This is a genomic window from Enterobacter sp. UNJFSC 003 (assembly GCF_036903355.1).
Classification (GTDB): domain Bacteria; phylum Pseudomonadota; class Gammaproteobacteria; order Enterobacterales; family Enterobacteriaceae; genus Enterobacter.
In genome coordinates this window covers 1-1,058 of record NZ_JBAKHK010000032.1, presented here as the reverse complement: position 1 = coordinate 1,058, position 1,058 = coordinate 1, and the positions used below count along the sequence as shown (strand labels likewise).

The window sequence follows — 1,058 nt, the reverse complement described above, 5'->3', positions numbered from 1 at the left end:
CTGACCGCTGCAATCACTACCGTACTGGCTAAAACCTACGGTGGTTCTGCTCGTGCATTCGACCAGATCGATAACGCGCCAGAAGAAAAAGCTCGTGGTATCACCATCAACACTTCCCACGTTGAATATGACACCCCGACTCGCCACTACGCACACGTAGACTGCCCAGGCCACGCCGACTATGTTAAAAACATGATCACCGGTGCTGCGCAGATGGACGGCGCGATCCTGGTTGTTGCTGCGACTGACGGCCCTATGCCTCAGACCCGTGAGCACATCCTGCTGGGTCGTCAGGTAGGCGTTCCTTACATCATCGTGTTCCTGAACAAATGCGACATGGTTGATGACGAAGAGCTGCTGGAACTGGTAGAGATGGAAGTTCGTGAACTGCTGTCTCAGTACGATTTCCCAGGCGATGACACTCCAATCATCCGTGGTTCTGCTCTGAAAGCGCTGGAAGGCGAAGCAGAGTGGGAAGCGAAGATTGTTGAGCTGGCTGGCTTCCTGGATTCTTACATCCCAGAACCAGAGCGTGCGATTGACAAGCCATTCCTGCTGCCAATCGAAGACGTATTCTCCATCTCCGGTCGTGGTACCGTTGTTACCGGTCGTGTAGAACGCGGTATCGTTAAAGTTGGCGAAGAAGTTGAAATCGTTGGTATCAAAGAGACTGTTAAGTCTACCTGTACTGGCGTTGAAATGTTCCGCAAACTGCTGGACGAAGGCCGTGCTGGTGAGAACGTTGGTGTTCTGCTGCGTGGTATCAAACGTGAAGAAATCGAACGTGGTCAGGTTCTGGCTAAGCCAGGCTCAATCAAGCCGCACACCAAGTTCGAATCTGAAGTTTATATCCTGTCCAAAGACGAAGGCGGCCGTCATACTCCGTTCTTCAAAGGCTACCGTCCACAGTTCTACTTCCGTACAACTGACGTGACCGGTACCATCGAACTGCCAGAAGGCGTTGAGATGGTAATGCCAGGCGACAACATCAAGATGGTTGTGACTCTGATCCACCCAATCGCGATGGACGACGGTCTGCGTTTCGCAATCCGTGAAGG

At 52.5% G+C, this 1,058-nt stretch carries 1 protein-coding gene; it reads left to right on the top strand.

Annotation, left to right across the window (positions count from 1 at the left end; all coding sequences use genetic code 11):
- The coding region (tuf, locus tag V5P19_RS22905) for an elongation factor Tu (RefSeq protein ID WP_334407815.1) at window positions 1-1,058 on the top strand (1,058 nt) is incomplete at both ends.